Here is a 20,766-nt window from a genome sequence, read left to right on the forward strand (position 1 = left end):
AGTAGCCACGTTGAAAGCACGCTACATCTCGGTTCAGAAGACCGGATGGAGATGTCATGGCTAACGCAGTCACCAACGGGTTTACCGAAAAATTCTTTGAATCTACCGATGGGCTCAGGCTTTACGCCCGCAACTACCAGCCGACCGGTGAAAGTACCGACCGGTTGCCGGTCGTCTGCCTGCCGGGCCTTACGCGCAATGCCCGCGATTTCCACGAACTCGCGTTGATCCTGTCGCGGGACGCAGGTTTCCCACGGCGTGTCATGGCAGTGGACTATCGCGGACGTGGCCTGTCTGATCGGGATGATAACAAGGCGAATTACAATCTCGCTGTCGAATGCGGCGATGTGATTGCCGCCTGCGATGCGTTCGGCATAGACCACGCCATCTTCATTGGGACCTCGCGCGGCGGGCTGATTCTGCATCTGCTGGCGGCAATAAAGCCGGAACTGCTCACCGGCGGCATCTTGAATGATATCGGCCCGGTCATCGAGCCCGCCGGGCTGATGGCGATCAGGGACTATCTCAACCGTGACCGCAAACCTCGAAGCTGGAGTGAGGCGATCGATATCCTCAAGGAGAATCACGGCGCTGCCTTTTCCTCGCTCGATCCCACCGACTGGGAGAGCATGGCGCACGCCATCTATCGAGAACAGAATGGCGTACCTCTCGCCGACTATGACCCGGCGATTGCCCAGCAGTTGAAAACAATCGATTTCAACAATCCCCTCCCCGACATCTGGCCGCAATTCGAGAGGCTGCGCTCCACACCGCTGCTGGTGATCAGAGGAGAGAACTCCAATCTGCTATCGCGAGAGACAACAGAGGAGATGACGAAACGGCACCCGGGGATGGTTCAGATCACGGCAAAAGGTCAAGGTCACGCGCCGCTTCTGCATCTCGGGGACATTCCGGAGGCGATCAGGATATTTATCGGCAGGCTGAGCTGAGCTTTCGTGATGGCGCCTAGCGGCGACATCAAAACACCACCCGCCACTTCGAAGGTGGTAATTAACAAAAAAAGCCCGGCTCAAAAGCCGGGCTTCTCTATGACCGAAGTCAACTCGAATTAGAACGAGCGCTGCAGGCGGAAGTAACCGGTCGTGACGTCGTCCTTATCTTCCGGATCCAGCCACTGTACCGAAGCCTTGGCGTAGAAGTTGTCAACGATCTGGTAGTCAACCGTCAGGCCGGCCTTCCAGGCATCGCCGAGACCGTCGAAGTCTTCCGGAACGTTCTTGCTGCCGCCGAAGTAGTTACCGTAGTACTGAACAGCCGGAGTGATCTTCAGCTTGTCCGTTGCCTTGATGGCGTATTCGGCAGCAACTACCCATTCAGCAGACGAGTAGTAGGAGTTCGGGCCGCTGGAGTAGACAGCAGCGAGGCCGAGCGTGCCCGGGCCGAGTTCAGCCGTACCCATAGCGCGGATTGCGCCGTCTTCGTTGTCGAAGTCCCAGCCGCCGGTGACCTGGTAGCTGAAGGCGCCAGCCTTACCGCCGAGGCCGAAGGCAACGCCGACATTGTTCGGACCATCGTTCGCAGTGAAGACAGTGGTGCCGCCAGGGGTGGTAGCAAAGGTACCCTGGTAAACGCCGTCTTCCAGTTCGTCGACGCTCAGACCAGCGTAGAAGGAGCCGGTTTCGTACTGATAACGGATCGAGTTATGCAGCGTTACGACAGAACCGATATCATCCGTTTCGCCGGAGAGACCATCGTCCCACCAGGAGTAGAAGAGACCAGCGCGGAAGCCCGCGATGTCGAGGTAAGCGGAGTCAAGCTTAGAAACCTGCGACGAAGCATTGTCCGCATTGGTCTGAAGAACGATCACGCCGGTGAGCGGACCGTATTCGGTGTCGCTCTTAGCCGTGAACTGAAGCTGACCGCGGGTGACAGCATCCCAGCTAGAGTCGTTGGTGGTCTTGTCGCCGCCGGCGTTCGGGCCAACGTTAACCTGGAAACGGATGTAACCATTGATCTTCAGGCAGGTTTCCGTGCCCGGGATGTAGAAGTAGCCGGTGCCGTAGGCGTCGCAGACGCGAACGTATTCAACCGGTTCCGGCTCGGCAGCAACGATTGCGTCAGCTGCCTGAGCGCCGGATACTACTGCCAAAGCAGCAGCGGAGCCGAGAAGAAGGCTCTTGATGTTCATAATGACCTCCAATTCAAGTTTCGATCGGAGATAGGATCACGCCTGGACAGCGTTTCCCTGCCCCATCTCCGGTGTTTGAAGAAGTCGGGCGGTCAAGCCCTTGCTTCCGAGGGTGAAAATACAAGACGGCGGCTGTCACGCAATCACCAACTTGTGTTCAGGAGGGGTTTACGAAAGCCTTACCGAAACCCTGTTGCTGAAAGGCCACAAGTTGGGCAATGGGCCCGCTGCTTGTTTAGGCTTTATTAAGAAAGTGCTTATTTTCCCGGTATTTATTGGGGTTTCATAAAGGCCGGAGGCGCTTCCTGTGCCAAATCGGCACCATTTTTCCGCCTGATTCTGCCACTTTGGGGGTGATTGGCGGCCAGTCGCGCAACGGTCGTGATATATTAGAAGAAACCGATTTCAGTCTTCACGCCGAGAAGCCCGCTGATTCCCGACGCGATTCGGTTCGCGATCAGATCGATTCCATAACCGGTCGTTCGACGCCCGAATTCGCAAAAGGGAAAAACCGCCCGTGGTGGTGGCTAGCCACACGACGTCAGCATTCTATGAGTTTGAAGGAAAATGGCGGAGAAGATGGGATTCGAACCCACGATACCATTCCTGGTATACTCCCTTAGCAGGGGAGCGCCTTCGACCACTCGGCCACCTCTCCGGTCGGAGCCCTGATATGGGTATTCACCGGTACGATCAAGCTTTTTTTGAAGTTTTCACACGTCCTTTATTTAGGCGGCAAACGCGATGGTGACAGTCAAAACTGAAACTGCCTCCAAAGCCGATCGCGCTCTGCGCTTATTCAGGCCAGCAACTGCTTCAGATCGGCCGCAGGATCGGCCAGGATCGCCCGATCCGGATTGATTCCTGATTCCAGCATCTTCTTGCCCGTCACATAGGCCTTTGCATCGTTGATGGCGTCGACGGCGATCAGCCTGCCCTCGCGGAAATACCAGACGGAGCTTGCTCCTTCGCGGGCGCCGGGGCGCAGCAGCGTATCGTCATAGCCCATATTGAAGCCGGCGATCTGGAGCTTCACGTCATACTGGTCCGACCAGAACCAGGGTTTCGGGTCGTACGATTCGTTGCCGCCGGCAATGACGGCAGCGGCAGCGTCCGCCTGATCGACGGCGTTCTGCACGGATTCGAGCCGGATGCGACCGCCCTGCCAGGGCAAGCTCGCGCAATCGCCGGCCGCAAAGATCGATGGATCGGATGTGCGGGCGAATTCATCGACGATGATTCCATTGCCGACTTCGAGACCCGCTTCCTTCGCCAGGAGATCGTTCGGCACGACACCGATACCGACAATGACGAAATCCACCTCGATGGTGCTGCCGTCTGAAAGCTCGGCGCCGGTCACCCGGCCATCCTTGCCTACAAGATGTTTGAGGCCGGTCTTTTCGCGAATCGTCACATCATGGCTCTTATGGATCGCGCGCATGATGTCGGCAGTTTCCTTGGCGGCGACACGCTGCAGGATCCGGTCGGCCATCTCGATGACGGTCACCTCAAGACCGAGATGACGGGCGACGGCCGCAGCCTCAAGGCCGATATAACCGCCGCCAATGATGAGCACACGGCGGCCGGGTCGCATTTCCTCGGCCAGCAAATCGGCATCGCGCTTGTCGCGGGCGACATAGACGCCATCGAGATCCCCGCCGATCGCCGCCGGCAGACGGCGGGGCGTCGAGCCCGTCGCGAGTGCCAGCGTGCCATAGTCGAGAACGGAGCCATCCTGCAGCAAGACCTGCTTCGCATCGCGCTTGATCTGCTCGGCCCAGGTCGACAGGCGAATCTCGACATTATTGTCTGGGTACCAATGCTCGGGGCGGAACAGCAGGCGGTCGAAGGCCATCTCGCCCAGCAGGTATTTCTTTGAGAGTGGCGGGCGCTGATAGGGAAGCACGTCTTCGGCGCCGATGATCGTGATCGGGCGCATATCCTTCAGCGCACGCAGTTTGGCTGCCAATGCGAAGCCTGCCTGCCCCGCGCCGATGATCACCAGTCTGTCCGTCACGATATCACTCCCGAATATCCGCCATTCCACAGGGACAAGGCCTATCCCCTGCCCCAAACGCCGTCAACGGAAGCGAAGGCTAACCTCAGCCGATCTCGATCCAGCGGCGCTCATGGAAGGACTGTGCCATGGCATGAACCGACTTCTCTATCCTGAGACCGTCTTCGAATGTCACGATAGACGCCGGCTCTCCGGAAATCGCCCGGATAAGCTCGCGGCATTCGATGATCTTGAGGTCATTGAAGCCGAGACCGTGGCCGGGGGCCGGAATGAAGCGATCATAGGGCTGATGGACGGGTGCTGCCAGTATTTTGCGGAAGCCCTGCTCGGAACCACGTCCTTCGGCCTGATAGAGTTCGAACTCGTTCATGCGCTCCTGATCGTAGAGGATAGAGCCCTGTGAGCCGTAGATCTGCAGCGCGATGCGGCCCTTGCGGCCCCAGGCGGCACGATTGGCCATCAGCACGGCGGAGATGCCGCCGCCGAGACGCATCAGCACATTGGCTGCATCGTGATTCTCCACCGCGCGGCGGCCGCCTTCCTTCTGCGGACGGTCGGCGTAGGGTTTGACCATATCCGTGGTGACGGCCTCGACATGACCGAAGAGATACCAGAGCAGCGACAGCGGATGGACAGCGAAATCATCGAGGGCGCCGTACCCGGCCGACAACTCACTCTTCCAATAGAAGAGGACATCGGGATCGGCCATGAAATCCTCATCCATTTCGACGCGGATATGATTGACGGAGCCGATCGCACCTTGGCCGATCAGCGTCTTTATATGCCGCATGATCGGGTTCTGGATATAATTGTACCCGAGTACGGCGACCTTGCCGGATTGTCTGGCGACTTGAAGCATGCGTTCGGCATCCGCATAGGCGGGCGCCATCGGCTTTTCGCACCAGACGTGCTTGCCGGCCTGCAAAGCGGCGATCGCCATTTCGGCATGGAACTGATTGGGCGTCGTGACAGAGACGACATCCACCTCTGGATCGGCGATCAGCGCCCGCCAGTCGGCCGTCGCCTTCTCGAAGCCGAATCCGGCAGCGCGGGCGCTCGCGAGTTCGGGGTTTGCCTCGGCAAGATGCACAAGACGGGGCCGCTCGACATCGCCGAACACCGTTTTCACCGCATTCCATGCAAGCGCATGGCACTTGCCCATATAACCGGTGCCGATCAAACCAACGCCGAGTGGCTTCATGTCAGGGTCTCCTCCTCAAATCCATGTGAATTTTTGGAATATTTGGATCATTTTGACAAGCGGGCGCTGACGCATCATTTCGCCCTGCCTTTCCGGAAATTGTCCAAAACCCTTGATTTTCAGCGGATTAAAAACAATTAGGCGACCTCATCGAAATCGTTTATGCTTCGAAATATGGAATATTTGTTTCATCTTCTGAGCCGTCAGCATGGATAGTGATCCCCAAAGAGCGCGCGTGCCGCGCGATTTCGAAAGCCTGCGCAGCACCATCATCGAACGCAAGGCAAACATGCCGAAGCGGCTGGCGCAGGTGGCCGCCTTTGCTCTCGGCAATCCCGATGAAATCGCTTTCGGCACGACGGCCAGTATTGCCGCCGCCTCGGATGTGCAGCCGTCTACCCTTGTGCGCCTTGCGCATCACCTCGGCTATGAAGGCTTCTCCGACCTGCAGAGCATCTTTCGCGAGCGGCTCCGCGACCGGACGCTGAGCTACGAGGAACGTCTCGTCACGCTGGAACAGTCCGGTGGAGATGACGAGGATGCGACGCTTCTTTCCGGCTTCATCTCGGCGGCCAGCCAGTCCGTCAACCGGCTTGCGGCGACGGTACAGACCGATACTTTTATAAAGGCGGTCGATATTCTGGCAGCTGCCGAGACCATCTATCTCATCGCCAAGCGGCGCTCCTATCCGCTGACGGCGCATATGACCTATGCCTTTTCCAAGCTGAATATCCGCCATCAGATCGTCGCCTCGCCGAATGGCGTCGATCCGGAGATGGTGCAGTTCGCCACGCCACGCGATGCGGCGATTGCTGCGAGCTTTTCGCCCTACGCCGCAGACAGCCTCACTCAAAGCCAGGAACTTGCCGATCGCGGTGTACCGGTCATTGCGATCACCGATTCGGCCTTTTCACCGCTGGCCGCCTGCGCCACCCATTGGTTCGAGGTGGCGGAGGCTGATTTCGGCGGTTTTCGCTCGCTCTCGGCATCGATGGCGCTCACTATGGCGCTGCCGGTCGCCATTGCCGAGCGGCGGCGCAAGCTTCAGCATTCCAAACCCGCAAAGACAAAAATGGAATAAACATTCCGAATTGACAAAGAGACGGAACCGATGTTTCATTATTCAAAATTGGCGGGCGCTACAGRCCGCCTGAAAATCTAGCGGGAGGACATCATGGCACAACCGAATCCGGGCTCACAGCCGGAGCCGTCGCTTGACGTGATCACCATCGGCCGCTCCTCTGTCGACCTTTACGGCCAGCAGATCGGTTCGCGGCTGGAGGATATCGGCTCGTTTGCGAAGTCCGTCGGCGGCTGCCCGGCCAATATCGCTATCGGCACTGCACGGCTTGGGCTGAAATCGGCATTGATTACCCGTGTCGGCGCCGAACAGATGGGACGCTTCATCATCGAGCAGTCGGCCCGCGAAGGCGTCGAGACCAAGGGCATCAAGACGGACAAGGATCGGCTGACGGCGCTGGTGCTGCTCGCGGTAGAAGCCGAAGGCGTTTCGCCGATGATCTTCTATCGCTCCGACTGCGCCGACATGGCGCTCGAAGAAGGCGATATCGACGAGGATTTCATCAAGTCCTCGCGCGCCGTGCTCGTTTCGGGCACGCATTTCTCCCGCCCGAATACCGAGGCAGCACAACGCAAGGCGATCCGGATTGCCAAGGCCAATGGCCGCAAGGTGATCTTCGACATTGACTACCGGCCGAACCTCTGGGGCCTTGCCGGCCATGCCGAGGGCTTCGAGCGCTACGTAAAGTCCGACCGCGTCTCCTCGAAGATGAAGGAGACGCTGCCGGATTGCGATCTCATCGTCGGCACTGAAGAGGAAATCCTGATTGCGTCGGGCGCCGATGACGTTCTCGGTGCGCTGAAGGAGATCAGGCGCCTTTCGCCGGCGACCATCGTCTTGAAGCGTGGAGCGATGGGCTGCATCGTCTATGACGGCCCGATCAGCGACAATCTGGAAGACGGGATCGTCGGCGACGGCTTCCCGATCGAGGTGTTCAATGTGCTCGGCGCCGGCGATGCCTTCATGTCCGGCCTGCTGCGCGGCTTCCTGCGCGACGAACCGTTGAAGACCTGCGCCACCTGGGCGAATGCCTGCGGCGCTTTCGCCGTCTCACGCCTGCTGTGCTCGCCGGAATATCCAACCTGGGCAGAGCTCGACTTCTTCCTGGGGAATGGCAGCGAACATCGCGCACTGCGCAAGGACGAGGCGATCAACCACATCCATTGGGCCTCGACCCGCAAGGGCGAGATTCCGCTGCTGATGGCGCTTGCCATCGACCATCGTTCGCAACTGACAAGCGTCTGCGACGAGCTCGGCGTCAATTACAAGCAGATCGTCGCCTTCAAGCGGCTGGCGGTGGAAGCCGCCTCCCGCGTCGCCGATGGGCGGCGAGGCTACGGCATGCTGATCGACGAGCGCTTCGGGCGCGATGCATTTTTCGATGCGGCCAAGAAGAATTTCACCTGGATCGGCCGGCCGGTCGAGCTTCCGGGCTCCAAGCCGCTGCGCTTCGAGTTCAGCCAGGATATCGGCTCGCAGCTGGTGGAATGGCCGCTCGACCACTGCATCAAGTGCCTGTGCTTCTACCATCCCGACGATCCGGCGGCTCTCAAGACGGAACAGCAGGAGAAGTTGCGTACGCTCTTCGAAGCTGCGCGCAAGGTCGGCCGCGAACTGCTGGTGGAGATCATCTCCAGCAAGAACGGGCCGCTTACCGACGATACGGTGTCGACGGCGCTCGAAGAACTCTATGCGCTCGGCATCAAGCCGGACTGGTGGAAGCTGGAGCCGCAGGCGTCAAGCGGCGCCTGGAAGAAGATCGATGCGGTGATCGCCAAAAATGATCCATGGTGCCGCGGTATCGTGCTGCTGGGGCTGGAGGCTCCGGCCGACGAACTGGTGAAGGGTTTCGAAGCGACGCTCGCTGCCCCCTCCGTCAAGGGTTTTGCGGTTGGCCGCACGATCTTTGCCGATGCGGCGCGCGGCTGGCTTTCGGGCAAGATCAACGACGAGGAAGCGATTGCCGATATGGCGGGACGTTTCCGGCAATTGACTGAGGCCTGGCTTAAGACGCGCGGGCTTCGGTAGAAATAGAATTTAGACCCCTCCCCAACCCCTCCCCACAAGGGGGAGAGACTTAACTTGGGGCTATCGCCTTGCGCCATCAGCAAGCGTCCTTTGGACGAGACGTTGCGGCGGAATGCAGAGAGCCCGGCGGGTTAGCCCCTCCCCCTTGTGGGGAGGGGTTGGGGAGAGGAAAACAGATAGAGCGAAGGTTCGGGAGGACCCGATGGGTAAGACAATCCGTTTGACGATGGCGCAGGCTGTCGCGCATTTCCTTAAAGTACAGATGACGATCGTCGACGGCAAGAAAGTGCCGATCTTCGGTGGCGTCTGGGCGATCTTCGGCCACGGCAACGTTGCCGGCATGGGCGAAGCGCTCTACCAGGTCCGCCAGGAACTGCCGACCTACCGTGCGCATAACGAACAGGGCATGGCGCATGCGGCCATTGCCTATGCCAAGGCGAGCTTCCGCCAGCGCTTCATGGCCTGCACCTCCTCGATCGGCCCCGGTGCGTTGAACATGGTGACTGCTGCAGGTGTCGCGCATGTCAACCGCATCCCCGTTCTCTTCCTGCCCGGCGACATCTTCGCCAATCGCGCGCCCGATCCGGTGCTGCAGCAGATCGAGGATTTCGGTGACGGCACGGTTTCGGCCAATGATGCCTTCCGCCCTGTTTCGCGCTATTTCGACCGGATCACACGGCCAGAACAGATCATCACGGCGCTGAAGCGCGCCATGCAGGTGCTGACCGATCCGCTGGATTGTGGCCCGGTGACGCTTTCGCTCTGCCAGGACGTTCAGGCGGAAGCCTTCGACTATCCCGAGAGCCTGTTTGAGGAAAAGGTCTGGACGGTGCGCCGTCCGCAGCCGGATGCCGACGAACTTGCGAATGCCATTGCGCTGATCAAGGCCTCGCAAAAGCCCGTCATCGTTGCCGGCGGTGGCGTCCTCTATTCGCAGGCGACGAAAGAGCTTGCGGCTTTCGCGGAAGCGCATGGCGTTCCCGTCGTCGTCACCCAGGCCGGCAAATCCGCAATCGACGAGCGTCATGCGCTGGCGCTCGGATCGGTCGGTGTAACCGGCACGTCGGCTGCCAATGCGATCGCCGAAGAAACCGATCTGGTGATTGCCGTCGGCACGCGCTGCCAGGATTTCACGACCGGTTCCTGGGCGCTCTTCAAGAATGAAGGTTTCAAGCTGCTCAGCCTGAACATCGCAGCCTATGACGCGCTGAAGCATGACAGCCATCCGCTGGTTGCCGATGCGCGCGAAGGGCTGAAGGCGCTGTCATCGGGCCTTTCCGGCTGGAAGGCGCCGGCTGCCCTTGCCGAGAAGGCAACGAAGGAAAAGAAGGTCTGGATGGAGGCTGCCGCCAAGGCGATGGGCTCCACCAATGCCGCCCTGCCCTCCGATGCGCAGGTCATCGGCGCTGTCGTGCGCTCGATCGGCGGCGAGAAGACCACGCTTCTGTGTGCGGCGGGCGGCCTGCCCGGCGAATTGCACAAGCTGTGGCCGGCCACCGTGCCCGGCAGCTACCATATGGAATATGGCTTCTCCTGCATGGGCTATGAGATTGCCGGCGGCCTCGGTGCCAAGATGGCGCATCCGGAAAAGGACGTCGTCGTCATGGTCGGCGATGGTTCCTACATGATGATGAATTCGGAGCTTGCGACCTCGGTCATGCTCGGCCTGAAGCTCAACATCGTGCTGCTCGACAACCGGGGCTATGGCTGCATCAACCGCCTGCAGATGGCGACCGGTGGCGCAAACTTCAACAATCTGCTGAAGGACTCCTATCACGAGGTCATGCCCGAGATCGACTTCCGGGCGCATGCCGAGGCGATGGGTGCGATTGCGGTGAAGGTGTCCTCGATTGCCGAACTGGAACAGGCGATTGCGGAATCCAAGAAGAACGACCGCACCTCGGTCTTCGTCATCGACACCGATCCGCTGATTACCACGGATGCCGGCGGCCACTGGTGGGATGTCGCGGTGCCTGAGGTCAGCATGCGCGGCGAAGTCAACAAGGCCCATGAGGCCTATGTCAAAGCGCGCGCTGCCCAGCGCGTTGGCTGATCGATTGCTATGATTTCTGGAGGAGCGGCAACGCTCCTCCGCACTATTTTTAAGGAGACCACTGATGAAGGCCAAACTCGGCATGTCGCCCATCGCATGGTGGAACGACGACCTTCCTGAACTCAGCGACGACGTATCCCTCGAGGAATGCCTGCGGCAATCCCGCACCGCCGGCTTTACCGGCATGGAGCAGGGCCGCCGCTTCCCGAGCAACCCGCAAGAGATGCTGCCGATCCTGCGCGCCGCCGACGTGACGCTCTGCGGCGGCTGGTTCTCCGGCACGCTTGTCAACGAGGATCTCTCGGCCAACAAGGACCGCATCGCGCCGATGATCGAGCTGTTCAAGGCGGTCAATTCGCCCTGCATCGTCTATGGCGAAGTCGGCCGCTCGATCCAGGGCGACCGCTCCAAGCCGCTCGCAACCAAGCCTCGGCTCGCCGATGACGAGATGAAGGCTTATGCGCGCCGTGTCACCGAATTCGGCGAATGGTGCGCCGACCAGGGCATGCCGCTTTCCTATCACCACCATATGGCGGCCGTCGTCGAAACCGAACCGGAACTCGACGCCTTCATGAAGAATTCGGGTGCCGGCATTCCGCTGCTGCTCGATGCCGGGCATCTCGCCTTTGCCGGCGGCGATGTGCTGCGCGCCATCGACAATCACCACGCCCGCATCAATCATGTGCACGTCAAGGATATCCGCAAGTCTGTCGTCGATAGGCTCGACCGCAGCCGGCAGTCCTTCCTCGATGCGGTGGCGCTCGGCGCCTTTACCGTGCCGGGCGACGGTTCGCTCGACTTCGGCGCGATCGTCAAGCGGTTTGCCGATTATGGCTATGAAGGCTGGTTTGTCGTCGAAGCCGAGCAGGATCCGCGTAAAGCGCCGCCGCAGAAGATGGCCGAGATCGGCCACGCAGAATTGATGCGGGTGATGACGGCGGCTGGTTATACGGTGGAGACGGAAGGTTTCCCGAAGGGGTAACTGGACGGCCGTCAGAGCAAGGAGCCCCCTCATCCGCCCTTCGGGCACCTTCTCCCCGTTGGGGAGAAGGGGAGGAAAGAGGCGGCGCGGCATATCCCTTCTCCCCAGCGGGGAGAAGGTGGCGGCAGCCGGATGAGGGGGCCGCACCCACCAATTCAGGAGGAGAAACACCAATGCCAAACCTCAAGGTAAAACCGTCAGGCAAGACTGGCCGCGTCACGCATGTGACGCCCGAAAGCGCCGGCTGGACCTATGTCGGCTTCGACATGTACCGCCTGAAGCCGGGCGAGACGGCCTCTGGAGAGACGGGCGAGCGGGAAGTCTGCCTCGTCTGGGTGAGCGGCAAGGGCAAGGCCTCGGCAGGCACCAGGGATTTCGGCACGCTTGGCGAACGCATGAGCCCCTTCGATGGAGCGCCGCACGCTCTCTATATACCGATGGAATCGACATGGTCTGTCACAGCCGAGACCGATCTCGAGCTAGCCGTCTGCTCGGCACCCGGCGGCGGTACCTATGAGGCGAAGGCCATTCCGCCCGGCACGCATCCGCCGCTGACGCGCGGCAAGGGCACGAATGTGCGCCACGTCAACAACATCATGCCGGAAGATGACAGCTCGGCGCATTCGCTGCTCGTCGTCGAGGTCATTACGCCCGGCGGTCACACTTCCTCCTATCCGCCGCACAAGCATGATCAGGACAATCTTCCGCACGAGAGCATGCTGGAAGAGACCTATTACCACCGCCTCAACCCGCCGCAGGGTTTCGGCTTCCAGCGCGTCTATACCGACGACCGCTCGCTCGATGAGGCGATGGCCATCGAAGACGGCGACGTGACGCTGGTCCCGAAGGGCTATCACCCCTGCGCGGCAACTCATGGCTACGATCTCTATTATCTCAATGTCATGGCAGGGCCGAAGCGCGTCTGGAAGTTCTACAATGCACCGGAGCACGAGTGGCTGCTGAAAGCCTGATCCGGCCGCAGATCGCTAAATAATCTGACAGCGGGCGAGCCGCGCACATGGTTCAATCCTCTCATTCAAACGCAATGGATGGAGGAACACCATGCGCGGCTCAAGCCTTACCGTTTACTCTCAGACCACCCGCCGGTCAGAAATCAGGCAATCCCGGCTTCTTGCCAGCCTCGTTGATGGTTTGGGGTGGATGGCGCGCAAGCTCGCCGAGCGGCGCAATCGCAGCGCCGTGATGGAGCTGTCCGACGATCAGCTGAAGGATATCGGCCTCTCCCGTGGCCAGATCGAAAGCGACGTGCATGTCTCAAGCCACTACTGGAACAACAAGGGATTGTGATAGGGTGGTGCGGCGGGCGATGCCCTGCTGCCCGAACTCCGGAAAGACCGATGTCGCAATTTTCGACCGCATTGCTCCTGAAGACGAAGACCGTCACGATCCGTGACATCGTCTGCAATGGCGAATGCCGTCACAAGAGCGACGAGGAGTGCGCCCACAAGACGAGCCTCGTCTATCCTTATCGCGGCGTCTTCATGCGCCATGTCGGGCGCAACGACACCGTGGCGGAAGCCAATCAGGTGCTGTTTTTCAATGCCGGCCAAGGCTATCGCATCAGCCATCCGGTCGATGGCGGCGATGCCTGCATCGATCTGTCCATCGACGAATCCCTGCTTGCCGAGCTTGCGCCTGGAGATCAGGTGCAGGCCGGCGAGCTGTTCGGCTTCAAACGCCAGCGCCGGCGCGTCGATCCACGCGCGCAGGCCCTCGTTGCGCTTCTGCGCCATGGTCTTCGCCGAGGTGTCGCCGAGACGCTGGAGGCGGAAACACTGGCGCTGACCCTGGTGCGCCGTTCGCTCGGCGAGCGCACCTCGCATGCGGCGGGTGCCAGTGCTGGACGGCAGAAGCTTGTCGACCGGGCAAAGCTCGTGCTCTCCTCCGATCTCGCGCGACGCTGGACGCTGGCGGAAATCGCGACCGAAGTCGGCGTTTCACCTGTCTATCTCACGCAGGTTTTCCAGCAGGTGGAAGCGACACCGCTTTATCGCTATCAGCTTCGGCTTCGTCTTGCCCGCGCGCTCGATCTTCTCGGCGAGTACGACGATCTGACGGCGCTCGGGCTCGATCTCGGCTTTTCCAGCCACAGCCATTTCACCTCGTCCTTCCGCCAGGCCTATGGCCAGACGCCGGCGGAATTTCAGCGCGCGACGCGGCTGCGAGCGTAAAGTCGCTAAAGAATTCGACAGCAGGCAGAATGCCTGCAGTGGTTTTATGATCCTGCCCAGATGGGCACAAACCGGAGGATCACCAGATGAAAAAGACCACATGCGCCGCCTGCGATTGCGAACTCGGCCCTGATGCGATCAGCGTCAAGCTTGGCGGCAAGACCGTCGAAGTCTGCTGCGAGGAATGCGCGCAGGCGCTCGGGGAAGCGGAGGCTGCTGCGGCATCCGCGCCCGCAGCCAGCCAGGATTGAAAACAAGGCCGCGCCGAGAGGCGCGGTCTTTTCCTTTGCTTTACGCAATTCCGGACACAAAACCGCTACACACTTTTGCTGGAATTGCTTTGCCCTCAAGCGGGCAGCAGCCCGTAGCGCCAGCCCAGCCGCTTTGCATTCCGCGTGAGGACGGCAAAGGCCAGCAGGAACATGCAGGCTTCCGCAAAGACCGGCACCATCCAGATGCCCATCTCCCCGAAAGCATGCGGCAACAGGAAAGTCAGCGGCAGCGTGAAGAGATAGGCGCGTGACAGGCCGAAGATCGCCGCGCGCCTGGCATCGCCGATCGCCTGAAAATAGCCCGACAGCACGATCATCTGGCCGAACAGGAAATAGGCGCCTACCGTCCAGGGCAGGATGCGCGAGACTTCGGCGATGACGATGGGATCGGCAACGAAGATGTGGCCGAGGCGCGTTGCCAGCAGCTCCACCGTGATCTCGACGCCGGTGCAGTAGACAAGGGCCGCGATCAAGGCGATCTGCAGACTGCGGCCGACCCGCTCCGAAAGACCTGCTCCATAATTATTGCCGCAAATCGTCTGGGAGGCGATGTTGAGACCGAGCAGCGGCAGATAGGCAACCGTCATGACGCGGGTAATGATGCCGTAAGCGCCGATGGTCGAGACATAATCCCCCTCACCCCAGACCGACAGGTTGAAAATGACAGCCGCCGAGCAGAGCGAGATGCCGATGAAACCGAGGCTCATCGGGGCGCCGAGCGCCAGGATCGGCCGCCAGTCCGCAAGCGGAAAGCCCGCTGCCGGGCGAAGCGCGCGTTCATTGCGCCAGCGATAGACCAGTACGGCAACGAGGCAGATTGCCTGCGCCAGCACGGAGCCGAGCGCAGAGCCTGCGACACCCCATTGCAGGATCGCCATGAAGAACCAGTTGGCGGCGATGTTGAGTCCTGTGGCAGTCAGCATCACCATGGTCATGAAGCCGATCCGGCCTTCGCTGCGCAGGGCATCGATATTGAGCGACAGGAAGAAAGCTATGGGTGCAGCTCCAACCATGATCCCCATGAAGGTCCGGGCATTTTCGGCAACGGCAAGATCTCCTGCCGCCGCATTGTCGACGATCCGCCAGCCGACGGTCCAGTAGATACCGTTGACGAGCAGGACGACCACGATCGCCAGCACATGGGCAACAGCGAAGGTGCGGCGCGCCGCATCGCGATTGCCGCCGCCGAGCTCGCGGGCAAGGATGCTCGCCATGCCGTTCGAGACGAGCGACTGCAGGGCGACGAGCATCATCAGGCCGGGAAAGATCAGCGTGACGGCAGAAAGCGCCCCTGCCCCGACATAAGCGCCGAGAAAATAGGCGTCCACCACGGCAAAAAGGCCGTTGATGGTGGTGATCAGGATAATCGGCAACGCGGTGCGGGCGAAGACCGATGGCAGCGGGCCTGTCAGGAAGGCATTGGTTTCGGAATTTGATGTCATGGACGGAATCCGGATTGGCGATCAGGCGATCAGAGATCAAGGACAAGGTGCGGCAGGCCATTGGAGGTCTTGCGCGGCGAGATGCCGTTCTCATCGATCTGGGCGTGGATGCGCTGACGAAATGCCGAGAAGCTCTCGAAGGTCACGACGTCGACCGGCTCATCGAAATGGATGGTGACCCTGTAGAACTCGCTGCCTGCTACAGCAGAAAGAGCCAGTACCTTGCCGGTGAAGGGCTGGTTCAGGTAGCGACCGCGGATATGGGCGCCGACGAAAATCGGCGAGGAGGGCTTGTCATTGGGTTTTGCAGCAAGGGCCGACAGAGTATTCCAGTCGCGGGCGCCATATTGGCGGGCGATCAGTTCCAGGGCGGCGGCATGGTTTATCTCGCTGCCGCGCTCGGTCATGGCCTGTCGCAGGCGTTTTGCCTGGGTCTTCAATTCGTCGACCGGTGGATAGGTCCCAGTCATCGGTATACGAGTCATAGGCGTATGAGTCATGGATTCAGCCTCTCAAGGCATGCCATTCGACTGTCAGGGGGGCTCGCATTGCCGTCAGTCAGCATGCACAGTGGCTGTGACCATGATCGCGAGGGCTTCACCATGGATCTTCATCCGCGAGCGGCCGGTGCCTCGAACCGGCTTCTCTATGCGCGACGACGGACGCCAAGTCAATGACGGCACACGGATGGTGAAAAATTGGGCAGATTCTGGACAGTATTGTCGGCAATAAAAGCGTTATGCCGTTAGATTTTGCACAAGCTTTCAATTTTAAAGACATTATTCAGTAGATGTGAGCAATCCTGCGTTAAAGTCAGATCATACAACAAGCGGAGGCTGACATGGCCTTTCAGATGCACCTCGACACAGAACATCCCAAGCCCGAACAGGCTTACAGAGAATTCAACCTCGACCGGCCCGGCAACATCATCTTTGTCGGCCACCACCTCAGCACCGGCACGCAAGTCCGCTGCCTGATCCGCACCATCACGCTTGCCGGCGCGCTGCTGGAAGTCAGCCCCAGCGTTGAAATACCGCAGCATTTCTTCCTGGAAATCCTCGGCATCCACGACGAGATCGGCTCGACCGTGGTCAAGCGCGAAGGCGAATTCGTGACCATCAGCTTCAACATGCTGCTGAACCCCGAATTCCTGCATCATGTGCTGCGGTTGAGCTTCGAAACCGAGCTCTGATCTCCGTCTTCATTCGCATAAGAAAACGCGGGCCTTGCGACCCGCGTTTCGAAGAGCGATGGCTTGCGACGATCAGGCGGCGAGATGCCGCTCGATCTGATCGACGGGAAGGTTGGTATAGTCCTTCGCCACTTCGGCTGAAATCGCCGCCTGCGCGTCGGCACTGAGATTGGGGCGCAACGTTCCGAGAGCGCGCGGAGGTGCGACCAGAACGATGCGGCGCGCTTCTTTCTCATGGACGAGTTCGTCAAGCTTGTCGGCAATCCCCTTCAGGAAGTCGGCTTCCGCCTGATCCTGCCAATTGGTCTCTTCCATGGCGCTGCCGCTCATCCCGTTCGGGGCGTAGGAGCGCCCCGGCTTGTCTGTGCCGAGTTCACGGTCGGGCTGGTTGGGTTGCGTAAGGGTTTCGCGAACCTGGAGATTCATGAGTTCCGCGTCACCCGCGTTCTGCAGGATCAGGGCTTTGGCCCCATCGCAGACAACGACCCAGGATTCCCAGGGAATTTTGATGTCTGTCATTTGAGTTTCCTCGCTTTCATCATTGGAAGCAGCGCATGGCTTGAGGAGAACGCCCGGCAATTGAAAGAGTTCGGGAAATTCTGCGGAAAGAGCGGCGGTCGGCGATCCGAAAGGCCGGCCTCGCCGTAGAGAGGCCGAAGCGGAGATCAAGACGATGAAGACAGCGTTTGTCGCCTACGCCGGTTGCCTTCTCACCCTTGCCGTCATCGACGCAATATGGCTCGGCATTGTGGCCCGCAGCTTCTACCGCGATCAGCTCGGCGAACTGATGTTGCCGTCACCGAATATTGCCATTGCAGCCCTCTTCTATCTGCTCTTCACGGTTGCGATTGTCATACTTGCGGTCTTGCCGGCGCTCTCCAGCGGCTCGATCGGAACGGCGCTTCTCTATGGTGCCATTTTGGGACTGGCGGCTTACGGCACCTATGACATCACAAATTTGTCGACACTTAAGAACTGGCCGCTCGCCATGAGCCTGGTGGACATGGTCTGGGGCACGTTTCTGACGGCACTTAGTGCTGTTGGAGGCTATTGCGCGGCAAGATTTTTCGCCTGAGCGGCGCTGTCATATTCCCAAGAGAGTACAATAGATGTGCCGCTAACGCACAAATTTCAAACTCGGTAAAATTGTAGTTTTATATTTGACGAATGTGAAAAACATTCGTGTGAGCCTCTCCGTAGAACAGCCCGAAATTTGAACTGTCTGACGGAGAATGCGAAATGGAAATGCTCCGCGCAACGCACCTCGCCACGGTGAAGTCGGCTGTCTACGACATTCGGTGGGAGGAGTTCAACGTCAAACGACCAGCCCGTATCGTGGCCGTTCGCCCCTGTCTGACGGGGATTTCGATGCGCAGTGCCGAAATCCTCGACATTTCCCAGGGCGGCGCGACCTTCGTTGTGTCGACGACGGCCGGCCTGCCCAAACACTATTACCTGAACATCCTGGGGCTTGCCTACCGCATCGGCTGTGCCGAGGTCTACCGCCATCATGAACGCATCGGTGTTCGTTTCATCAACATCATCGATCCGGACGTTCTACGCAAGGTAGTGCGGGCCGATTTCATGATCGGCAATACGGAAGCGATCGACGCGCGCCGCAACGGCAGCCGCGTCTGAGCCGAACGAGAAATAATCTTGCTTGCCTTGGCGAAGCGAGAGCCTATTCTTGCGCGGCTTTTTCAACAATTCCGGGAAATTGCCATCGCATGTCTGCCTTCTCGCGCTTCACGCCGCTTGCCGGCGCCTTGCCTTCCACCGTTCCTTTCGTCGGCCCCGAGGCCATCGAGCGCCAGCGCGGCCTGAAGGTCGAAGCACGCATCGGCGCAAATGAAAACGGTTTCGGCCCGGCTCCCTCGGTCATTGCCGCCATGCGGGAACAGGCCGGCGATATCTGGAAATATAACGATCCGGAAAACTACGTGCTGCGCGAAGCGCTCGCCGCCCATCTCGGTGTGACACCGGCCAATATCGCCGTCGGCGGCGGCATCGACGAGTTGCTCGGCCAGATCGTGCGGCTGGTCATCGAGCCCGGCGGCGCCGTGGTCACGTCCTTCGGCGCCTATCCGACCTTCAATTTCCACGTGAACGGTTTCGGCGGCCGGCTGGTCACCGTTCCCTATGCCGGCGACCGCGAGGATCTCGACGCGCTGCTCGATGCAGTCAAGCGGGAGAACGCGCCTCTCGTCTATTTCGCCAATCCCGATAATCCGATGGGAAGCTGGTGGGATGCCGACAAGATCGTCGCCTTTGCGCGCGCCCTGCCGGAAACCTGCATGATGATCCTCGACGAAGCCTACAGCGAGACCGGTCCGGCCTCCGCCGTTCCCTCGATCGATTCCCTTATCGACCTGCCGAACATCGTGCGCACCCGCACATTCTCCAAGGCCTACGGGCTTGCCGGCGCCCGCGTCGGCTATGTCATCTCGACGCCGGGCACCGCGCAGGCCTTCGACAAGATCCGCAACCATTTCGGCATGAACCGCCTTGCGACGGTCGCCGCACTCGCAGCCCTCAAGGATCAGGCTTACCTTTCCGAAGTGATCGGGAAGATCCATGCCGCACGCGATAGGATCGCTGATATTGCCAGGAGGAACAGCCTGCAGCCGCTGCCATCGGCCACGAATTTCGTGGCGATCGATGCCGGACGCGACGGCACCCATGCGCGGGCCGTCGTGGACGGGCTGATGGAGCGTGGCGTCTTCATCCGCATGCCGGGTGTCGTGCCGCTGAACCGCTGCATTCGTGTCAGCGTCGGGCCGGAAGCCGATATGGCGCGGCTCGAAGCGGCGCTGCCACTGGTCTTGAAAAAACTCGCCTGACAACAGGAAATCAAAACGGGTGAACCGCGGCCGGCGGGTGTTGCCGGTCGCGGTTTCCTTCTCCCGGCGTCGGCCCCGTCCAAAGCGCCCCGCCAGCTCCCCTCTTTTGAGGTTGTTATTTCGAATTGTCGTGGTGGCGACGTTCCCTAGTGGATCGTCATCCATTCGCGGGCGGCACGGAGCGCGGATGCAAGCTGCATCTTGCTCATCGAAGCGGCGACATCGGCGCGCAGCTCGGCGGCACGGTCGTTGCCCTTGATTGCGGCGATGTTCAGCCACTTGTGGGCAGAGACGAGATCGATCTCGCAACCACGGCCGGTCGCATACATCAGACCCATTTCGCAGAAGACATCGGCGCTGTTGTTGTCGCCAGCCATGGTGGCCATTTCAGCATTGTGCATTTCAAAGCGTGCCATCGGTTCTATCCCTGTTAGCCTGTTTAGACGTACCCTGTTTTACCTTTGGGCCTTGCCATCTTGTGTGGCTTTCGGCCTTGCCGGTCCGGCGGGTTTGCCCCGCTCGTTTGATGGGTTCACTATGCCAAACGGCTTTCAAAAAACGCCTAAAATGCATGATTAATTTGACGCAAACAAAGTGCAAATGCTTGGTAAAATTGGGTTTTTGTTAAACATCGGAATCCCTGCGAATTAAGGATTTTTGCGCGCCTTTTACGAAAAATTAGGATTTGGAAATTGAGGATTTGTTTACCCTGAAATCAGCATCGATCAGGCCATCGGCAGAAAAAACGGATGCCGAAGGCTGCATTTCAGGCGCTTTCGACGGGATATTTACCTTTACGTTCGCGTCAGTTATTTTCGCGCCATTTCGTATCTCATGGAGGAAAGAGATGATCCGTACCCTCGTTCTCGCCGGCGCGCTGGCACTTGTGGCAGGCCTTGCACAGGCGGAAGAACCGATCGTCGGCAACTGGAAGACGGTCGCCGGCGACACGGCAGCGATCGGCCCCTGTGGCGGGGGATACTGCATCACACTCAAGTCGGGCAAATATGCCGGCAAGAAGATCGGCACGCTAGCCGGCACCGGCGGCAGCTATAGCGGTGAGATCACCGATCCCGCCGACGACAAGATCTACAGCGGCTCGGGCAGCGTTTCCGGCAGATCTCTCAAGCTGAAAGGCTGCGTGCTGAATGTCCTCTGCAAGTCGCAGACCTGGACCCGTCTCTGAGGCAGTGGGCCAGCCTCTGAGGACCTTAGCCGGCCTCGGAAACTGAACGCCAAATGAACCGCCATCTCAGCACCCGTTCAGCCACATCATGGCAAAAGAGCACCATGAAGGGCGTATATCGGGGGTAAGGA

21 protein-coding genes, 1 tRNA gene and 1 pseudogene are annotated in these 20,766 nt (G+C 59.9%); 14 read left to right on the forward strand and 9 right to left on the reverse strand.

Going from position 1 to position 20,766, the window contains the following annotated elements; genetic code table 11:
* The first annotated feature begins 56 nt into the window (after positions 1 to 56).
* Positions 57 to 950 carry an alpha/beta fold hydrolase gene (locus AC1DUP_RS13040; protein WP_113295182.1) on the forward strand — a complete coding sequence of 298 codons (894 nt, stop codon included), beginning with the start codon at positions 57 to 59 and terminating at the stop codon, positions 948 to 950.
* Positions 951 to 1,069: 119 nt separating this feature from the next.
* Here AC1DUP_RS13040 and AC1DUP_RS13045 read toward each other — a convergent pair whose 3' ends face one another.
* The 4 genes from AC1DUP_RS13045 to AC1DUP_RS13060 form a co-directional block, all read right to left on the reverse strand.
* The gene (locus AC1DUP_RS13045; protein ID WP_115035422.1) at positions 1,070 to 2,149 is read right to left on the reverse strand and encodes a porin; all 1,080 of its coding nucleotides are present in this window, start codon (positions 2,147 to 2,149) and stop codon (positions 1,070 to 1,072) included.
* Between the two features lie 568 nt (positions 2,150 to 2,717).
* Positions 2,718 to 2,807, reverse strand: a tRNA-Ser gene (locus tag AC1DUP_RS13050).
* Positions 2,808 to 2,948: 141 nt separating this feature from the next.
* Entirely contained in the window at positions 2,949 to 4,166 is a 1,218-nt protein-coding gene (locus AC1DUP_RS13055; protein WP_113509183.1) for an FAD-dependent oxidoreductase, read from the reverse strand.
* Positions 4,167 to 4,251: 85 nt separating this feature from the next.
* Positions 4,252 to 5,367 (reverse strand): Gfo/Idh/MocA family protein, encoded by a 1,116-nt coding sequence (locus tag AC1DUP_RS13060; protein WP_477832847.1) that lies wholly within the window; start codon positions 5,365 to 5,367, stop codon positions 4,252 to 4,254.
* 208 nt (positions 5,368 to 5,575) lie between these two features.
* On the opposite strand from AC1DUP_RS13060, the gene AC1DUP_RS13065 reads away from it, so the two are divergent.
* The 4 genes from AC1DUP_RS13065 to iolE all read left to right on the forward strand — a co-directional run bounded on the left by AC1DUP_RS13065 (position 5,576) and on the right by iolE (position 11,511).
* On the forward strand, positions 5,576 to 6,448 hold the full coding sequence (locus AC1DUP_RS13065) for a MurR/RpiR family transcriptional regulator (RefSeq protein WP_113301968.1): 873 nt from the start codon (positions 5,576 to 5,578) through the stop codon (positions 6,446 to 6,448).
* A 93-nt stretch (positions 6,449 to 6,541) separates the two neighbouring features.
* Positions 6,542 to 8,476: a bifunctional 5-dehydro-2-deoxygluconokinase/5-dehydro-2-deoxyphosphogluconate aldolase gene (locus AC1DUP_RS13070; protein ID WP_477832848.1), complete on the forward strand. Its 1,935-nt coding sequence runs from the start codon at positions 6,542 to 6,544 to the stop codon at positions 8,474 to 8,476.
* A gap of 202 nt (positions 8,477 to 8,678) precedes the next feature.
* Entirely contained in the window at positions 8,679 to 10,529 is a 1,851-nt protein-coding gene (gene iolD, locus AC1DUP_RS13075) for a 3D-(3,5/4)-trihydroxycyclohexane-1,2-dione acylhydrolase (decyclizing) (RefSeq protein WP_477832849.1), read from the forward strand.
* Between the two features lie 64 nt (positions 10,530 to 10,593).
* Positions 10,594 to 11,511, forward strand: coding sequence for a myo-inosose-2 dehydratase (gene iolE, locus AC1DUP_RS13080; protein ID WP_477832850.1), 918 nt, complete (start codon positions 10,594 to 10,596; stop codon positions 11,509 to 11,511).
* Positions 11,512 to 11,530: 19 nt separating this feature from the next.
* On the opposite strand, the pseudogene AC1DUP_RS13085 reads toward iolE, so the two are convergent.
* Positions 11,531 to 11,665, reverse strand: a pseudogene (locus AC1DUP_RS13085) (endonuclease domain-containing protein); the annotation flags it as partial.
* 19 nt (positions 11,666 to 11,684) lie between these two features.
* Here AC1DUP_RS13085 and iolB point away from each other — a divergent pair.
* From iolB to AC1DUP_RS13105, 4 genes are all read left to right on the forward strand, one after another.
* Positions 11,685 to 12,482 (forward strand): 5-deoxy-glucuronate isomerase, encoded by a 798-nt coding sequence (gene iolB / locus AC1DUP_RS13090; protein ID WP_113300958.1) that lies wholly within the window; start codon positions 11,685 to 11,687, stop codon positions 12,480 to 12,482.
* A gap of 91 nt (positions 12,483 to 12,573) precedes the next feature.
* Entirely contained in the window at positions 12,574 to 12,819 is a 246-nt protein-coding gene (locus AC1DUP_RS13095; RefSeq protein ID WP_477832851.1) for a DUF1127 domain-containing protein, read from the forward strand.
* 50 nt (positions 12,820 to 12,869) lie between these two features.
* Positions 12,870 to 13,703, forward strand: a complete 834-nt coding sequence (locus tag AC1DUP_RS13100) for a helix-turn-helix transcriptional regulator (RefSeq protein ID WP_477832852.1) — start codon at positions 12,870 to 12,872, stop codon at positions 13,701 to 13,703.
* A gap of 86 nt (positions 13,704 to 13,789) precedes the next feature.
* Complete coding sequence (locus tag AC1DUP_RS13105) at positions 13,790 to 13,954, forward strand: hypothetical protein (RefSeq protein WP_477832853.1); 165 nt, start codon at positions 13,790 to 13,792, stop codon at positions 13,952 to 13,954.
* 95 nt (positions 13,955 to 14,049) lie between these two features.
* Here the strand turns inward: AC1DUP_RS13105 and AC1DUP_RS13110 are convergent, their stop codons facing one another.
* Together AC1DUP_RS13110 and AC1DUP_RS13115 are read right to left on the reverse strand one after the other, a co-directional pair.
* A complete protein-coding gene (locus tag AC1DUP_RS13110) occupies positions 14,050 to 15,417 on the reverse strand; it encodes an MATE family efflux transporter (protein ID WP_113300955.1) in 1,368 nt (455 codons plus the stop codon).
* A gap of 29 nt (positions 15,418 to 15,446) precedes the next feature.
* A complete protein-coding gene (locus AC1DUP_RS13115; protein ID WP_477832889.1) occupies positions 15,447 to 15,887 on the reverse strand; it encodes a glyoxalase superfamily protein in 441 nt (146 codons plus the stop codon).
* Between the two features lie 383 nt (positions 15,888 to 16,270).
* Between AC1DUP_RS13115 and AC1DUP_RS13120 the strand changes: the two genes are divergently transcribed.
* Complete coding sequence (locus tag AC1DUP_RS13120) at positions 16,271 to 16,609, forward strand: hypothetical protein (protein ID WP_113300964.1); 339 nt, start codon at positions 16,271 to 16,273, stop codon at positions 16,607 to 16,609.
* Positions 16,610 to 16,681: 72 nt separating this feature from the next.
* Here the strand turns inward: AC1DUP_RS13120 and AC1DUP_RS13125 are convergent, their stop codons facing one another.
* Positions 16,682 to 17,128, reverse strand: coding sequence for a host attachment family protein (locus tag AC1DUP_RS13125; protein ID WP_113509045.1), 447 nt, complete (start codon positions 17,126 to 17,128; stop codon positions 16,682 to 16,684).
* 154 nt (positions 17,129 to 17,282) lie between these two features.
* On the opposite strand from AC1DUP_RS13125, the gene AC1DUP_RS13130 reads away from it, so the two are divergent.
* The 3 genes from AC1DUP_RS13130 (at position 17,283) to AC1DUP_RS13140 (ending at position 19,449) form a co-directional block, all read left to right on the forward strand.
* Positions 17,283 to 17,684, forward strand: a complete 402-nt coding sequence (locus AC1DUP_RS13130; RefSeq protein ID WP_113509044.1) for a DUF2177 family protein — start codon at positions 17,283 to 17,285, stop codon at positions 17,682 to 17,684.
* Between the two features lie 164 nt (positions 17,685 to 17,848).
* Positions 17,849 to 18,247, forward strand: a complete 399-nt coding sequence (locus tag AC1DUP_RS13135) for a PilZ domain-containing protein (protein WP_113300951.1) — start codon at positions 17,849 to 17,851, stop codon at positions 18,245 to 18,247.
* Between the two features lie 89 nt (positions 18,248 to 18,336).
* On the forward strand, positions 18,337 to 19,449 hold the full coding sequence (locus AC1DUP_RS13140) for a pyridoxal phosphate-dependent aminotransferase (protein WP_113311470.1): 1,113 nt from the start codon (positions 18,337 to 18,339) through the stop codon (positions 19,447 to 19,449).
* Between the two features lie 146 nt (positions 19,450 to 19,595).
* Here the strand turns inward: AC1DUP_RS13140 and AC1DUP_RS13145 are convergent, their stop codons facing one another.
* Positions 19,596 to 19,865: a sel1 repeat family protein gene (locus tag AC1DUP_RS13145; RefSeq protein ID WP_477832854.1), complete on the reverse strand. Its 270-nt coding sequence runs from the start codon at positions 19,863 to 19,865 to the stop codon at positions 19,596 to 19,598.
* A 431-nt stretch (positions 19,866 to 20,296) separates the two neighbouring features.
* Here AC1DUP_RS13145 and AC1DUP_RS13150 point away from each other — a divergent pair, with 431 nt between their 5' ends.
* Complete coding sequence (locus tag AC1DUP_RS13150) at positions 20,297 to 20,635, forward strand: DUF2147 domain-containing protein (RefSeq protein WP_113300948.1); 339 nt, start codon at positions 20,297 to 20,299, stop codon at positions 20,633 to 20,635.
* Positions 20,636 to 20,766: the final 131 nt, after the last annotated feature.

It is taken from the genome of Rhizobium sp. 01L419, assembly GCF_056400025.1.

Coding starts and splice junctions, on each gene's coding strand:
- AC1DUP_RS13110 (WP_113300955.1), bottom strand. CDS start 15,417: ATGACATCAAATTCCGAAACCAATGCCTTCCTGACAGGCCCGCTGCCA.
- AC1DUP_RS13095 (WP_477832851.1), top strand. CDS start 12,574: ATGCGCGGCTCAAGCCTTACCGTTTACTCTCAGACCACCCGCCGGTCA.
- AC1DUP_RS13100 (WP_477832852.1), top strand. CDS start 12,870: ATGTCGCAATTTTCGACCGCATTGCTCCTGAAGACGAAGACCGTCACG.
- AC1DUP_RS13065 (WP_113301968.1), top strand. CDS start 5,576: ATGGATAGTGATCCCCAAAGAGCGCGCGTGCCGCGCGATTTCGAAAGC.
- iolE (WP_477832850.1), top strand. CDS start 10,594: ATGAAGGCCAAACTCGGCATGTCGCCCATCGCATGGTGGAACGACGAC.
- AC1DUP_RS13045 (WP_115035422.1), bottom strand. CDS start 2,149: ATGAACATCAAGAGCCTTCTTCTCGGCTCCGCTGCTGCTTTGGCAGTA.
- AC1DUP_RS13125 (WP_113509045.1), bottom strand. CDS start 17,128: ATGACAGACATCAAAATTCCCTGGGAATCCTGGGTCGTTGTCTGCGAT.
- AC1DUP_RS13145 (WP_477832854.1), bottom strand. CDS start 19,865: ATGGCACGCTTTGAAATGCACAATGCTGAAATGGCCACCATGGCTGGC.
- AC1DUP_RS13140 (WP_113311470.1), top strand. CDS start 18,337: ATGTCTGCCTTCTCGCGCTTCACGCCGCTTGCCGGCGCCTTGCCTTCC.
- AC1DUP_RS13150 (WP_113300948.1), top strand. CDS start 20,297: ATGATCCGTACCCTCGTTCTCGCCGGCGCGCTGGCACTTGTGGCAGGC.
- iolD (WP_477832849.1), top strand. CDS start 8,679: ATGGGTAAGACAATCCGTTTGACGATGGCGCAGGCTGTCGCGCATTTC.
- AC1DUP_RS13105 (WP_477832853.1), top strand. CDS start 13,790: ATGAAAAAGACCACATGCGCCGCCTGCGATTGCGAACTCGGCCCTGAT.
- AC1DUP_RS13120 (WP_113300964.1), top strand. CDS start 16,271: ATGCACCTCGACACAGAACATCCCAAGCCCGAACAGGCTTACAGAGAA.
- AC1DUP_RS13130 (WP_113509044.1), top strand. CDS start 17,283: ATGAAGACAGCGTTTGTCGCCTACGCCGGTTGCCTTCTCACCCTTGCC.
- AC1DUP_RS13040 (WP_113295182.1), top strand. CDS start 57: ATGGCTAACGCAGTCACCAACGGGTTTACCGAAAAATTCTTTGAATCT.
- AC1DUP_RS13070 (WP_477832848.1), top strand. CDS start 6,542: ATGGCACAACCGAATCCGGGCTCACAGCCGGAGCCGTCGCTTGACGTG.
- AC1DUP_RS13135 (WP_113300951.1), top strand. CDS start 17,849: ATGGAAATGCTCCGCGCAACGCACCTCGCCACGGTGAAGTCGGCTGTC.
- iolB (WP_113300958.1), top strand. CDS start 11,685: ATGCCAAACCTCAAGGTAAAACCGTCAGGCAAGACTGGCCGCGTCACG.
- AC1DUP_RS13060 (WP_477832847.1), bottom strand. CDS start 5,367: ATGAAGCCACTCGGCGTTGGTTTGATCGGCACCGGTTATATGGGCAAG.
- AC1DUP_RS13115 (WP_477832889.1), bottom strand. CDS start 15,887: ATGACTGGGACCTATCCACCGGTCGACGAATTGAAGACCCAGGCAAAA.